Below are 13,560 nucleotides of genomic sequence, written 5' to 3'. Positions count from 1 at the left end.
CCGCAGGCTAAGGAGTGCCGAAATGCCGCGCCCACTCACCCCCGCTAGATGCCCGCGCGTTCCTTGCGCCGGGCGACCAGTCGCGCGATCTCCCGCCCGTGGTCGGTCGGCACGATCCACTCCCCCGGCGGCACGGTGATCCGCACGGCGGGACCCGGCGTCACCGTGACGCGCAGCTCCCCCACCCCGGGCACCGGCAACGTCGCGCGGCGCGCCACCATCACCTGCTCGACGGCCCCCACGCCGCTCAACGCCACCATCGGCCGCACGAGCCGGAACGGCCCCCGCCCACCGGACAGGGTGATCCGGTCGTGCGCGACGAGCAGTTCCAACCCCTTGGCCCCGCGCGCCTGCCACGGCACCTCGACCAACGAATCCGCGAGTTCCGGCGTGTACGGCTCCAGCACGCTGTCGCGCGCCCGGCGCGCGACCACCCAGCCACCCAGTCCGAAGAGGACGGCCACAGGGGACAGCCACGGGTTCACCGCGCCGAGGTAGGCCCCGCTGAGCACACCCAGCGCCGCCCCCGCGACCGGCCACCGGCGCGGCCGGAACCGCCTGCTGCGGAAGTACGCGGCCCCCAACGCGATCAGCGAGACCGGCACCGCGAGCCCCGGCAACCACCCGCCGAGCGCCAGCGCCACCACGATCCCGACCACCGGCCCACCGGCGGCCACCAGCGCGAGGTGGGGCCGCACCCGTTGGAGCCGGGTCGCCACCACCCCACCTGTCACCTGCTCATCACGCCCCCGCACCCGATCACGGTACCCAACCACCGGCGGGAAACACGGTATTGACGACCGGTGTCAACCCGTCGGCGTCGAACTCCCGCACCCCGGGTGACCAGCGGCGCTAGTCCGCACCCGGTGGCAGGGCGAGCACCTCGTCGAGTTGGCGCACGGCCGCGTGCCGCCGGAACCGCTCGGGGATGGCCCACCGGATCTCCCGCGCCTGCGCGGCCACCGGCCTGATCCCCTCGTCACCGGCGAAGCCGAGGAACACCTGGCCGATCCGGTGGCAGGCCTCGTCGAATTCCCCCTGCCGCACCAGGCTCAGCGCCTGGTCGAGCTGGATGTGCCCGCGGTCGACGCGGTCGTGCGCCGGGTAGAGCCGCAACGCCTGGTCGTGCACGGCGAGCGCACGGTTCGGATCGGCGGCGCGGGCGAACACATTCCCTTGGTAGAAGCGGAGTTTCGGCTCGGTGAAGCCGTAGACGCCTGCCGTGGTGACCGAGCGGGGCAGGTTCTCGAAGACCGACTCGGCGTGGCGGATCGCGGCGAGCGCCTCGGTACCCCGCCCCATGCCTGCCAAAGCCCGCGCCTCGACCGCCGGGGCCATCGCCGACGCGGTGGACGCGGTGCCGCCCGCGAGTCGCCGGGCGGTCCTGGCCAGGGTGGCGGCATCCGTCGCGGAGCCGTAGTAGAGCGAGACGAGCGCCTCCCTGGTGAACAGCCAAGCCTGCAACGACCGGTCGTTGATCTCCTCGGCGGCGATCTGCCCGGTGTGGAACCAGCGGCGCGCCTCCCGGATCGCCCCGAGGTCGACGCACAGGATCCCGACCAGACCCGCCATCCGCGCGGTCACGGTGGTCAGCCGCAGCTGGCTGTCCAGGGACTGGCGCTGGGCGAGCACCTGCTGCAGGTCGTCGAAGTCCAGCGTCACCTCGGCGAGCAGGCGCGGCGCGGACAACCGGCGGTAGGCGTCGGCGTGGCTCTCGGCCTGCTCCTCCCACCACCCCACGGTGCCCGCCTCGACCGACCGCCGCTGCAGCGCCTCGGTGACCGCGCGCCGGGTGCCCTCGATCGCGTCCAGGGCCGCCCCGCCGAACCCGACCCCGGCCGTGGACAGCAATCCCCGAAGGACATCCCTGCGTCGCATGCGATCCTCCCGATCACCGCTCGGCCCAGCCTGCTCCGCCGCCGGGCGCGTGCCGCCGTGGTGCTCGTCTGTGTGGTCGGCTTGGTCTGTGTAGTCAGCGCCGAAGCCGAGGATGTCGGGCCGGGCGCGGTAGATCTGGCACAGCGCGTCGAGGTTGCGGGCCGAGGGCTGCTCGGCCCCGGTCTCCCACCGCGACACATTCGGGTGGTTGACGTGCGGTGCCTGCTGGCCGGTGGCACTCACCTGCGCCCGCACCCGCGCCGCCACCTCGGCCAGGGTCCACCCGTTGGCCAACCGGTGGGCCCGCAGCGGGGTGACCCCGCACTGTCGGCGGATCTGCCGCACCGTCTCCGCCAGCGGCCACCCGGCCAACCCGGCGGCTTCCAGGATCACCCGCACCGTGCCCGCCTGGCCACGCCCACCCATGGACCCCGCCTCCTCGGTTCGGACTCCACCGACCGTAAGAGCCGCGCTCGTGGTTCGCCAGGGACCGGCCGGGGATGTGCGCGGCCCGCACATCCGGTCGCCGGTGGGATCGCCTGGCGCACATGTGCCGGTCGCCGCACAGGCCAGTCGCGCGGATCTCGGGCATCGTCGGGTGCCTTCAGGAAAGGGGGCTTTCCGTGGACGTGATGACGTGGTTGTCACCGGTGGTGGGGCACGCCGCCCGGGTGGTCGGCGCCGGCTCCAGGACCGAGCGGCGCCGTGCGGCGGTGCACCGCACGATCCTGGTGGTGGACGTGGAGGCGTTCGGCGATCGGCGGCGCACGAACCTGGACCAGGTCGCGGTGCGGTCCGGTCTGTACCGCTCGCTGCGGCAGGCCTTCCGGGAGGCGGGCGTCTCGGGTGCCGCGTGCGAGTTCGAGGACCGCGGCGACGGCGTGCTGGTCCTGGCACCGGCGGGGATGGCCAAGGGCCCACTGGTCGAGCGAGTACCCGGCGCGCTCGCCCGGGCATTGGGCGAGCACAACGCCACACACCCAGCCGAGCAACGGATCCGGTTGCGGATGGCCCTGCACGCGGGCGAGGTCAACTACGACCGCTACGGAGTTACCGCCACAGCGATCACCGTGGCGTTCCGCCTCCTGGACGCGGCCCCGCTCAAGACCGCACTCACCCGCTCCCCCACGGTGTTGGGCGTCATCACCTCAGCGTGGTTCTACGACGAGGTGGTCCGACACAGCCCTGTGTGCGCTCCCCACGCCTATCGCCGAGTCTTGGTGTCAGTCAAGGAGACCACAACCGCCGCCTGGATCTACCTTGGCGAGTCAGACCTACCGCAGGCGGACGGGGAGTGAGTGGAGGGAGCGGACGACGGTGCTTTCCCGCCAGCGTAAGGGGGTTGGGGCTAGGGAGAGGTTGGGGAAGCGGTTCAGGAGGGTACCGATCGCGACCTCGCCCTCCATGCGGGCCAAGGGGGCGCCGACGCAGTAGTGGATGCCGTGGCCGAAGGCGAGGTGGGTGTTGAGGTCTCGTTCGATGTCCAGCGCGTCCGGGTCCGCGAAGGCGGTGGCGTCGCGGTTGGCCGAGCTGAGGGCGACCACCACGAACTCGTCGGCCGGGATCTCGACTCCGGCGACCTCGACCGGTTCCTTCGTGTAGCGGAGCGTCGCCATGTTGACCGGGCTCTCGTAGCGCAGCAGTTCCTCCACCGCGCGCGGCAACAAGGCCGGGTTCTCGCGCAACGCGGCCGCCTGCGCCGGGGATTGCAGCAACGACAGCACCCCGTTCGCAATGAGGTTCACCGTCGTCTCGTGACCGGCGAGCAGCAGCAGGAACGTCATGGAGAGCAGTTCGTTCTCGCTGAGCCGGTCGCCGCCCTCGCGGGCCTCGACCAACGCCGTCAGCAGGTCATCGCCCGGGGCGGACCGCTTCGACTCGATCAGCTCCAGCACGTACTTGCCCGCCGAGACCCCGGCCTCGGTGATCTCCAACGCCGTGGACGCGGTGGACAGCAGGGTGGTCGTCCAGCCGTGGAACGCCTCCCGGTCCGCCTCGGGGACGCCGAGGAGTTCGCAGATCACCGTCATCGGGACCGGGAAGGCGAGCGCGGGGATGAGGTCGACCTCGTCCAGGTCGGCGACCGCGTCGAGCAGGTCCGAGGTGATCCGCTCGATCCGGGGACGCAGGTGCCCGACGCCGCGGACGGTGAACGCCTTGTTGACCAGTTTGCGCAACCGGGTGTGGTCCGGCGGGTCCGTGTTCAGCATGTGCGCCTGCAGGTCCTGGCCGAACTCCGGGCGCGGGCTGTCCGGCTCGCGGTTGCGCTCCAGCAGCACGCCGGCCCGGACGTAGTCCTTGCTGATCCGGGGGTCCGACAGCACCGCCTTCGCGTCGGCGTACCGGGTCACCAGCCACCCCCGGACGCCGCGCGGCAGCACGACCCGCCGGACCGGGCCGGTGCGGCGCAGGTCGGCGTACACCCGGTGCGGGTCCTGGAAGAAGTCCGCGCTGATGCGCACGGCGTCGTGCTCGACCGTCATGGGTCCCCCTCGATGCGTCCACCACCCACCGTACCCGCGATCACACCCTCGGTCAGGGAGGCGAACGGGTCAGGAGAGGCAACCCGGACCGAGCAACGCCTTCAGGTCGCCCATCAGCGACGGCGACGGGCTGACCCGCAGCGCGTCGTCGAGCCGCAGCAGGGTCTGCCGGGGACCGTTGATCAGCTTGAGGTGCACCTCGGTGGTGCCCGGGTGCGCGCCGAGCACGTCCTTGAGCTGGGCGACCAGCGGTGGGGTGCACTTGGTGGCCGCCATGCTCAGCCGGAACGGCGCGCCCGCGGCGTTGGACAGGTCCGGCACCGCGAGGTCGTTGGCGATCAGCGAGATCCGGTCGTCGCGCTTGGCGACCCTGGCCTTGACCAGCACGATCGCGTCCTCCAGCACGCCCATGCCGATCACCGCGTAGGTCTTGGGGAAGAACAGCGCCTCGATGCCACCGGCGAGGTCCTCCAGCTGCGCCGAGGCCCACGACTCGCCGTTGCGGTTCACCCTGCGGTTGACCGAGGCGAGGATGCCGCCGATCACCACCTGGGTGCCGTCGGGGATGTTGCCCTCCAGGATCGCGGCGATCGAGGTGTCCGACTGCGAGGTCAGGATGTGCTCGACGCCGTTGAGCGGGTGGCCGGAGACGTAGAGGCCGAGCATCTCGCGCTCGAGCGCCAACTGGTGCTTGGTCTCCCACACGTCGTCGGGCACCCGCACGTCGAACACGCTCGACACGCTCTCGTCCGCGCCGCCCGCCGCGCCGAACAGGTCGAACTGGCCGACCGCCTCCGCCTTCTTGGTCTCCATGATGGCGTCGATGGCGTCGGTGTGGATGAGGAACAGGCCCTTGCGCGGGTGCTTGAGCGAGTCGAACGCGCCGGACTTGATCAGCGACTCGACGACCTTCTTGTTGCAGCCCGAGGCGTCGACCTTGCGCAGGTAGTCGGAGAAGTCGGCGAACTCGCCCTTCTCGGTGCGCGCCTTGATGATCGAGTCGACCACGTTCGCGCCGACGTTGCGGATCGCGCCGAGGCCGAAGCGGATGTCGTGGCCGACCGGGGCGAAGTCCTTCTCCGACTCGTTGACGTCCGGCGGCAGCACCGTGATGCCCATCCGGCGGCACTCGGACAGGTAGACCGCGGCCTTGTCCTTGTCGTCGCGGACGCTGGTGAGCAGCCCGGCCATGTACTCGGCGGGGTAGTTCGCCTTGAGGTAGGCCGTCCAGTAGGACACCAGGCCGTACGCGGCGGAGTGCGCCTTGTTGAACGCGTAGTCGGCGAAGGGGACGAGGATGTCCCAGAGGGTCTTGATCGCGTCCTTCGGGTAGCCGTTGCGCTCCATGCCACCAGAGAAGTTGACGAACTCCGCGTCCAGGACCTCTTTCTTCTTCTTGCCCATGGCCCGGCGCAGCAGGTCCGCCTGGCCGAGCGTGTAGCCCGCCAGCTTCTGCGCAATCGCCATGACCTGCTCCTGGTACACGATCAGGCCGTAGGTCGTGCCGAGGATGTCTTCGAGCGCCTCGGCCAGCGACGGGTGGATCGGGGTGATGTCCTGCTGCTTGTTCTTGCGCAGCGCGTAGTTGGTGTGCGACTTGGCACCCATCGGACCGGGCCGGTAGAGCGCGCCGACCGCCGAGATGTCCTCGAAGTTGTCGGGGCGCATCAGCCGCAGCAGGTCGCGCATGGGGCCGCCGTCGAGCTGGAACACGCCGAGGGTGTCGCCGCGGGAGAGCAGCTCGTAGGTGTTCTTGTCGTCGAGGCCCAGGGTCTCCAGGTCGGGCACCGGCTTGCCGTTGCGCTCGATGTTGCGCAGCGCGTCGTCGATGACCGTCAGGTTGCGCAGGCCGAGGAAGTCCATCTTCAGCAGGCCGAGCGACTCGCAGGTCGGGTAGTCGAACTGGGTGATGATCGACCCGTCCTGCGGCCGCTTCCACAGCGGGATGGTCTCCATCAGCGGCTCGGCCGAGAGGATCACCGCGCAGGCGTGCACACCGGCGTTGCGGATCAGGCCCTCGAGCCCGCGGCCGGTGTCGATGATCTCCTTGACCTGCGGGTCGCTGTTGTAGAGCTCGCGGATCTCGGTGGCCTCGGCGTAGCGCTTGTGGCTGGGGTCGAACAGGCCGTTGAGCGGGATGTCCTTGGCCATGACCGCGGGCGGGTAGGCCTTGGAGATCTTGTCGGCGATGGCGTAGCCGGGCTGGCCGTAGAGCACCCGCGCGGAGTCCTTGATCGCCGCCTTGGCCTTGATGGTGCCGAAGGTGATCACCTGGGCGACCTTGTCGGCGCCCCACTTCTCGGTGGTGTAGCGGATGACGTCGCCGCGGCGGCGCTCGTCGAAGTCGATGTCGATGTCGGGGGGGCTGACCCGGTCCGGGTTGAGGAACCGCTCGAAGATCAGCCCGTGCGCCAGCGGGTCGAGGTCGGTGATGCCCATCGCGTAGGCGATCAGCGCGCCCGCGGCGGAGCCACGGCCGGGGCCGACCCGGATGCCGTTGTTCTTGGCCCACTGGATCAGGTCGGCGACCACCAGGAAGTAGGCCGGGAAGCCCATCTGCAGGATGACGCCGATCTCGAACTCGACCTGCTTGGCGTGCACGTCGTCGACGCCCTCGGGGAAGCGCCTGCGCATCCCCTCCCACACCTGCTCGCGGAAGTACTCGTCCTCGGACTTGCCGTCCGGGATCGGGAAGCGCGGCATCAGGTTGCGGAACTCGAACATGCCCGAGATGTCGACCTTCTCGGCCACCAGCAGCGTGTTGCGGCAGCCCTCCTGCCACGGGTCGGACTGGTCGACCGCGCGCATCTCGTCGGGCGACTTCAGGTAGTAGCCGTCGCCGTCGAACTTGAACCGGGTCGGGTCCTGCAGCGTCTTGCCGGTCTGCACGCACAGCAGCGCGTCGTGGGAGTCGCTGTCGGACTTGTAGGTGTAGTGCGAGTCGTTGGTGACCACGAACGGGATGTCGAGCTTGCGGCCGATCTCGACCAGCCCGCCGCGGACCCGGTTCTCGATCTCCAGGCCGTGGTCCATCAGCTCGACCGAGAAGTACTCCTTGCCGTAGATCTCCTGCCAGGTGGCGGCCGCCTCCATGGCCTCCTTCTCCTGGCCGAGGCGCAGCCGGGTCTGCACGTCGCCGGACGGGCAGCCGGTGGTGGCCATCAGGCCCTCGGAGTGCGCCGCGATCAGCTCCTGGTCCATCCGGGGCCACTTGCCGAGCTGGCCCTCCATGGAGGCGAGGCTGGAGAGCTTCATCAGGTTGCGCAGGCCGGTGTCGTTGCGGGCCCAGATCGTCTGGTGCAGGTAGGCGCCGGACGCCGAGACGTCGTCGCTCTTCTGCCCGGGGTCGCCCCAGCGGACCCGGTCCTTGCTGAACCGCGACGCAGGCGCGATGTAGGCCTCGATGCCGAGGATGGGCTTGATGCCCGCGCCCTTGGCCTGGCGGAAGAAGTCGTAGATGCCGTTCGTGTGGCCGTGGTCGGTGATCGCGACCGACGTCATGCCGAGCCGCTCGCACTCGGCGAACATGTCCTTGAGCTTGGCCGCTCCGTCGAGCATCGAGTACTCGGTGTGCACGTGAAGGTGAGCGAAGGAGTCAGCCACCCGGTCACCCTAGCGACCCGTCGGCGGCGTCCCCGGCATTGGGTGCGCGACGCGCCGGAAGTCGTTGGTATGACTGGGAAAGCGGGAATGCGGATGACGGCGCGGCGTTGTGCGGACAGAGTGTGACCATGCGCCTGCGCCCGGTGTCACCCGACGTGGTGATCGATGAGCTGACCGCGAGGGTCCACAGCCACCCAGGCGGGGGGTGGGTCAGGGTGGTGGTCGACGGCGCGCCGCCGACCACGCCCGCCGTGCTGGCCGACGCCGTCGCCGAGCGGCTCCGCGTGCTGGGTCGGCCGGTGCTGCGGGTGTCCGCCGTGGACTTCCTGCGCCCAGCCTCGTTGCGGTTTGAACGCGGCAAACAAGACTCGGACGCGCGCTACGAGACCTGGCTCGACGAGGGCGGCCTGCGGCGCGAGGTGCTGGCCCCTCTTGGCCCGACGGGCACGGGCAAGGTCCTCCCGTCGTTGTGGAACGCGGTGACGGACAGGGCTACCCGCGCTGACTACACCGACCTGCCCCCGGGCGGTGTGGTGCTGCTCGACGGCGAGTTGTTGTTGGGCCGCGGACTGCCGCACGAGGTGTCGGCGCACCTGTGGCTGTCGGCGCCCGCACTGGTCAGGCGGCTGCCGGTGGACGACCACTGGGCGCTGCCCGCGTTCGCCCGCTACGACGCGGAGGTGCGCCCGCTGCACACCGCCGACCTCGGTGTCCGGGTGGACGACCCGCGCCACCCCGCGGTGCTCGACGAGAGCCCGGTGTGAGCGGGTGATCACCGAGGGCAAGATCACGTGTCGGGCCACGGCTTCCGGGGCGGGCCGGGAGGCGACCGGGTAGCGTCCGTGGGCGTGACGGATCCGGTTGACGCCCGCCTGCTCGCCGCGGTGGCCGAGATGGGCAGGGCCGCGGTGCACGAGGTGGCCGCGCGGCTAGGCATGGACCCCAGGGAGGCGGCGGCGCGGTTGGTCGCGCTCTCCGGCTCGGGGCTGCCCCTGCTGGTCGGCGTGGAGTGCGACCCCAACGGCCTGCGCGCCGCGCTGGCCAGGATGTCGGCGCCGGTGGGCTACCCGCCGCAGCAACCGGTCTACGCGCAGCCCTACCAGCAGCAGGTCGTGCCGCAGCCGGTGCAGCAGTACGTGCCGCAGCCCGATCCGTTCGCCGGCTACCAGCAGCACCAGCCCCAGCGCACCGGTCCGCCGAGCACGCCGTTCCCGGTCCCGACCGGTCCGCCGAGCCAGCCCTTCGCCGCGGTCGGCGAGCCGATCAGCACCTGGGGTCCGCCGCAGAGCTCCAGCTGGGCGCGCGGGGACCAGCCGCCGAACACCGGTGGCGGCCCGATGGACCGCACCCAGCCCGCGGTGCGCACGCCGCGCCAGGGCAAGGTCGGCGCCGTGCTGGAGACCTCGGGCCTGGAGGGCGAGCGGCTGGCGATCCAGCTGGTCGAGGTCGTCGACCCGGCGGACTACCTGTTCACCGCGGCGGGGTACCGGTTGCAGCCGGGCGAGCGCTCGATCGTGGTGCACACCGAGTTGACCAACCGGGGCTCGACGCCGTTCGCGACGCTGCCGGACCTGTACCTGGTGCTGGTCAGCCCGGACGGCCAGTCGATCTCGAAGGCGCCGGTGTCGCTGTCGTCGCGGCCGCCGCACCGGATCGGGGTGCAGCCGGGCGAGATCGCCAGCGGGCACACGGTGTACGTGGTGCCGGAGCAGACGGTGATCACCTCGGTCCGCTGGAGCCCCCGCCCCGACGAGGAAGCCCTGACCCTGACCTGGGCGGTTGAGTAGCGCTTCACAGGCCGGGGCCGTACCAGCGCCGGAACTCCCGCATGGCCGCGTCCGCCGCCGCCCTGCGCTGCGCCACCACTGCCGCCACGACCACGGCGATGGTCGCCAGAACGGCGATCCCCACCACGGCGTTGCCCGCGCTGTTGCCGAACAACAGCGACGCGAGCCACCCGAGCACGAACACTGCGGACAGGTACAGGTCGACCACCGCGAGCACGACGGCGAAGATCAGCCGCAGCAGGAACCAGAGGAACCCCAGCGGCGGCCAGGACGCCATGGTCGAGTCGTCGTAGGCCCACCGGAACAGGTCGAACGGGTGGTAGAAGGCGTTGGCCCACCAGCCCCGCTCGGCTCGCACCGACTCCTCGGTCTGGCGGAACCGGATCTCGGTCACCGCGGCGTCGGTGATGTCGAGGGTGATCTCGTGGTCCTTGACCCGCACCGACGGCTTGCCCTCCAGCACCGCCTCGAACTCGTCGCCGCCGGTGCGCAGGTCGAAGACCTGGTCGCTGCCGCCGAGCCGGTCGCGGTCGCGGAACCGCACCCGGACGACGTCCTGCTCGACGTCCTCGCCGATCTTGAGCCCGATGCTCACCTCGCCGAGCGGGGTCACGTAGGACAGGTCGCCCTTGAACTCGACCTTGTGCTCGCTGAGCGTCACGCTCGCCGACACCGGCAGGAAACCCGGGGTGCGGGCGGACACCTCGACGTTCCCGCAGCCCCCGGCCACGACGAGGACGGCGAGCAGCAACGCGATCTTGCGCATACCCGGCAGTCGCACGAGGACGGCCCTGGGTTAACGGGTGTCCTTGATCTGTCCAGCGGCGAGTCCGGGTGCGACGGTCAGTAGTCGGCCTCGAGCACGGCGAGCGCGCCCGCGAGGTCCGGCGGGTACTCGCTGGTGAACTCCACCCAGGTGCCGTCGGCGGGGTGGTGGAAGCCCAGCGACCGCGCGTGCAGCCACTGCCTGTTCAGGCCCAACCGCTTGGCCAGCACCGGGTCCGAGCCGTAGGTGAGGTCGCCGACGCACGGGTGGCGCAGCGCGGAGAAGTGGACGCGGATCTGGTGCGTGCGACCGGTCTCCAGCTTGACGTCCATGAGGGAGGCCGCGCGGAACGCCTCGATCGTCTCGTAGTGCGTGATGCTCGGCTTGCCCCCGGCCACAACCGCCCACCGGTAGTCGTGACGCGGGTGGCGGTCGATGGGGGCGTCGATAGTGCCAACGCTCGGGTCTGGGTGTCCCTGGACCAGCGCGTGGTACCGCTTCTCGACGGTCCTCTCCTTGAACGCGCGCTTGAGGACCGTGTACGCGTGCTCGCTCTTAGCGACGACCATCACGCCAGTCGTACCGACGTCGAGGCGGTGCACGACACCCTGGCGCTCAGCGGCGCCGGAGGTGGAGACACGGATACCGGCGGCGGCAAGACCACCGATCACTGTGGTCCCGCTCCACCCAGGACTCGGGTGCGCGGCGACGCCGACCGGCTTGTCCACCACCACCACGTCGTCGTCCTGGTAGACGATCTCCATGCCCTCGACCTTGATGGCCTTGATCTCCACCGGCCGGTCGGGCTCGGGCAGGGTCACCTCGAGCCAGGTCCCGGCCAGCAGCCGGTCGGACTTGCCCGCGGGTCGGCCGTCGACGAGCACGTCGCCCGCCTCGGCGATGGTCGCGGCGACGGTGCGCGACAGGCCGAGCAGCTTGGACAGCCCGGCGTCGACCCGCATGCCGTCGAGGCCATCGGGGACGGGGAGGGTGCGGGAATCGCTCATGCGTCTTCTTCCTTGCGGGGCTTGCGGGTGATGGTGCCGTCGTAGTCGCGGCCGAGCAGCGCCATCACCACGATGAGGACGCCGCCGACGGAGATACCCGCGTCGGCGACGTTGAAGACCGGGAAGAAGTCGCCGTCGGGCGCGAAGACCGACACGAAGTCGACCACGTGGCCCTGGAACACGGCGGGGGCGCGGAAGATCCGGTCGGTCAGGTTGCCCATGGCGCCCGCGAGGACGAGCCCGAGGCCCAGCGCCCAGCCGGTGGAGCGCAGCTTGGGCAGGATCCAGATGATCGCGACCACCACACCGGCGGCGATCAGGGTGAACAGCCAGGTCATGCCGGTCGCCATGGAGAACGCGGCACCCGGGTTGCGCACGAGCTGCAGGTACACCGCGCCGCCGAGCAGCCGGATCGGCGCCTCGCCCGCCAGCGAGGCGGTCACGATGATCTTGGTGACCAGGTCGGCCGCGTACACCAGCAGCGCGGCGACGACGAGGATCAGCCCCCGCTTGCGGCCGAGCCCGCCCCGTTCGGGCGCGCCCTCCCGCACCTGGTCGTCCGGACCGCTGTCCGGACTGTCGTCGTCACGTTCGGTGCTCACCGGCCCATTGTCCACCGGGCCATTGTCCACTAACCCGCGCGGGCTATTCCGCCAGGAAGGCGGGCAGGGGTCGCGGGTCGCGAACCGGGCCCCAGCGGCCGTCCACGACGGCGTACTCCACGGCCGGTCCGTCGGCCACCAGCGAGCGCAGCGCGGCGATCACCCGGTCGACGTGCTCGGCCCGGGTGCCGAGGCCGATGCTGATCCGGACGGCGCGCTCCTCCTGCGCCCCGACCCGGCCGAGCAGCCTGCGGGTGGCGATGTGCGCGCAGAACGCGCCGTCGCGCACGCCGATGCCGTGCTCGGCGGACAACACGGCCGCGACCAGGCCGGACTCGATGCCGTCGACGGTGAAGCTGACGACGCCGACCCGGTCGTGGTCGTCGCCGAACAGGCTCAGCGACCGCAGGCCGGGAACGGTGGCCAGGCCCGCGCGGAGCCTGCGGGTCAGCACCTGCTCGTGGTCCACCACGGCGTCCCAGTTGCGCGCCAGGGTGTCGCAGGCGACGGCGAGGGCGTGCGCGCCGACGACGTTGGGCGAGCCCGCCTCGTGCCGCTCGGGGACGTTCGCCCAGGCCACACCCAGGTGGTCGCCCCAGTCGACGACCTGCGCGGTCGCGCCGCCGCCGACCAGGTACGGCTCGGCGGCCTTGAGCCAGTCGGCGCGGCCGATGAGCGCGCCCGCGCCGAACGGGGCGTAGAGCTTGTGGCCGGAGAGCGCCACGTAGTCGACGTCGAGCGCGCGGATGTCGATCTGGCGGTGCGGGGCGAGCTGCGCGGCGTCGAGCACGACGCGGGCACCGTGACGGCGCGCGACCTCGGTAAGAGACTTGATCGGCCAGACCTCGCCGGTGACGTTAGAGGCGGCGGTCAGCACCACCAGGCGCGGACCGGTCGGGGTGGCCTGTAGCGCCTTGTCGAGCGCGAGCACGGCGTCGCCCGCGCTCGCCGGGGTCTCCACGCGGTGCACGGACGGTCCGCGCCACGGCAGCAGCGCGGCGTGGTGCTCGGTGTCGAACAAGACGACCGACGTGCCCTTGGGCAGGGCCTTGGCCAGCAGGTTCAGGCTGTCGGTGGTGTTGCGGGTGAACACCACGGTGTCGGTCGCGTCGGCGCCGACGAACCGGCGCAGCACGCGGCGCGCCCGCTCGTAGACCTTGGTGCTGACCTGGGAGGCGAACCCGGCGCCGCGGTGCACGCTGGCGTACCAGGGCAGCAGCTCGTCGACGGCGTCGCGGACCGCGTCCAGGCACGGCGCGCTGGCGGCGTGGTCGAGGTTGGCGTAGGGCACCCGGGTGCCGTCGACCAGCGGGACGTCGAGTCGCGCACCGGCGACGGTGGGCACGGTGAGCGGCAGCGGCGCCTGCTCGACTCGGGCGGTGGGAACAGCGAGCGTCATGGCCGACCTCCAGGTCCGGGACCCGGAGCGGTGAT

The 13,560-nt window shown here is 71.2% G+C and carries 11 protein-coding genes; 3 read left to right on the top strand and 8 right to left on the bottom strand.

All coding sequences use genetic code 11. The features are described 5' to 3' along the window. Positions 1–44 precede the first annotated feature (44 nt). The gene (locus tag LV79_RS20690; RefSeq protein WP_253839314.1) at positions 45–755 is read right to left on the bottom strand and encodes a hypothetical protein; all 711 of its coding nucleotides are present in this window, start codon (positions 753–755) and stop codon (positions 45–47) included. Positions 756–852: 97 nt separating this feature from the next. Continuing rightward, positions 853–2,304, bottom strand: coding sequence for a helix-turn-helix domain-containing protein (locus LV79_RS20685; RefSeq protein WP_253839312.1), 1,452 nt, complete (start codon positions 2,302–2,304; stop codon positions 853–855). Positions 2,305–2,510: 206 nt separating this feature from the next. Here LV79_RS20685 and LV79_RS20680 point away from each other — a divergent pair, with 206 nt between their 5' ends. Continuing rightward, entirely contained in the window at positions 2,511–3,176 is a 666-nt protein-coding gene (locus LV79_RS20680; RefSeq protein ID WP_253839310.1) for a hypothetical protein, read from the top strand. Here the strand turns inward: LV79_RS20680 and LV79_RS20675 are convergent. Both LV79_RS20675 and dnaE read right to left on the bottom strand, forming a co-directional pair. Next, positions 3,153–4,361: a cytochrome P450 family protein gene (locus tag LV79_RS20675; RefSeq protein WP_253839308.1), complete on the bottom strand. Its 1,209-nt coding sequence runs from the start codon at positions 4,359–4,361 to the stop codon at positions 3,153–3,155. The genes LV79_RS20680 and LV79_RS20675 overlap by 24 nt on opposite strands. A 69-nt stretch (positions 4,362–4,430) precedes the next feature. After that, positions 4,431–7,964 (bottom strand): DNA polymerase III subunit alpha, encoded by a 3,534-nt coding sequence (gene dnaE, locus LV79_RS20670; RefSeq protein WP_253839307.1) that lies wholly within the window; start codon positions 7,962–7,964, stop codon positions 4,431–4,433. 128 nt (positions 7,965–8,092) lie between these two features. Here dnaE and LV79_RS20665 point away from each other — a divergent pair, with 128 nt between their 5' ends. Together LV79_RS20665 and LV79_RS20660 are read left to right on the top strand one after the other, a co-directional pair. Next, the gene (locus LV79_RS20665) at positions 8,093–8,728 is read left to right on the top strand and encodes a nucleoside/nucleotide kinase family protein (protein WP_253839304.1); all 636 of its coding nucleotides are present in this window, start codon (positions 8,093–8,095) and stop codon (positions 8,726–8,728) included. 78 nt (positions 8,729–8,806) lie between these two features. Beyond that, the gene (locus tag LV79_RS20660) at positions 8,807–9,751 is read left to right on the top strand and encodes an Lrp/AsnC family transcriptional regulator (RefSeq protein WP_253839302.1); all 945 of its coding nucleotides are present in this window, start codon (positions 8,807–8,809) and stop codon (positions 9,749–9,751) included. A gap of 4 nt (positions 9,752–9,755) precedes the next feature. Here the strand turns inward: LV79_RS20660 and LV79_RS20655 are convergent, their stop codons facing one another. The 4 genes from LV79_RS20655 to LV79_RS20640 all read right to left on the bottom strand — a co-directional run bounded on the left by LV79_RS20655 (position 9,756) and on the right by LV79_RS20640 (position 13,525). Next, the gene (locus LV79_RS20655; protein ID WP_253839300.1) at positions 9,756–10,532 is read right to left on the bottom strand and encodes a hypothetical protein; all 777 of its coding nucleotides are present in this window, start codon (positions 10,530–10,532) and stop codon (positions 9,756–9,758) included. A gap of 62 nt (positions 10,533–10,594) precedes the next feature. Continuing rightward, complete coding sequence (locus tag LV79_RS20650) at positions 10,595–11,524, bottom strand: RluA family pseudouridine synthase (protein ID WP_253839298.1); 930 nt, start codon at positions 11,522–11,524, stop codon at positions 10,595–10,597. Beyond that, positions 11,521–12,126, bottom strand: a complete 606-nt coding sequence (gene lspA / locus LV79_RS20645) for a signal peptidase II (protein WP_253839296.1) — start codon at positions 12,124–12,126, stop codon at positions 11,521–11,523. The genes LV79_RS20650 and lspA overlap by 4 nt, the downstream gene beginning before the upstream one ends. 43 nt (positions 12,127–12,169) lie before the next feature. Beyond that, complete coding sequence (locus LV79_RS20640) at positions 12,170–13,525, bottom strand: aminotransferase class V-fold PLP-dependent enzyme (RefSeq protein WP_253839294.1); 1,356 nt, start codon at positions 13,523–13,525, stop codon at positions 12,170–12,172. Positions 13,526–13,560: the final 35 nt, after the last annotated feature.

Source organism: Actinokineospora globicatena (assembly GCF_024171945.1).
In the GTDB taxonomy this organism is placed as follows: Bacteria; Actinomycetota; Actinomycetes; order Mycobacteriales; family Pseudonocardiaceae; genus Actinokineospora; species Actinokineospora globicatena.
Note: the sequence above shows the minus strand (reverse complement) of the source record. Positions and strands in the feature narration are given on the sequence as shown.

Bases quoted from the DNA above. Each gene is read 5' to 3' on its own strand.
- LV79_RS20685 (WP_253839312.1), bottom strand. From the start codon at position 2,304: ATGGGTGGGCGTGGCCAGGCGGGCACGGTGCGGGTGATCCTGGAAGCC.
- LV79_RS20680 (WP_253839310.1), top strand. From the start codon at position 2,511: ATGACGTGGTTGTCACCGGTGGTGGGGCACGCCGCCCGGGTGGTCGGC.
- LV79_RS20675 (WP_253839308.1), bottom strand. From the start codon at position 4,361: ATGACGGTCGAGCACGACGCCGTGCGCATCAGCGCGGACTTCTTCCAG.
- LV79_RS20665 (WP_253839304.1), top strand. From the start codon at position 8,093: ATGCGCCTGCGCCCGGTGTCACCCGACGTGGTGATCGATGAGCTGACC.
- LV79_RS20650 (WP_253839298.1), bottom strand. From the start codon at position 11,524: ATGAGCGATTCCCGCACCCTCCCCGTCCCCGATGGCCTCGACGGCATG.
- LV79_RS20640 (WP_253839294.1), bottom strand. From the start codon at position 13,525: ATGACGCTCGCTGTTCCCACCGCCCGAGTCGAGCAGGCGCCGCTGCCG.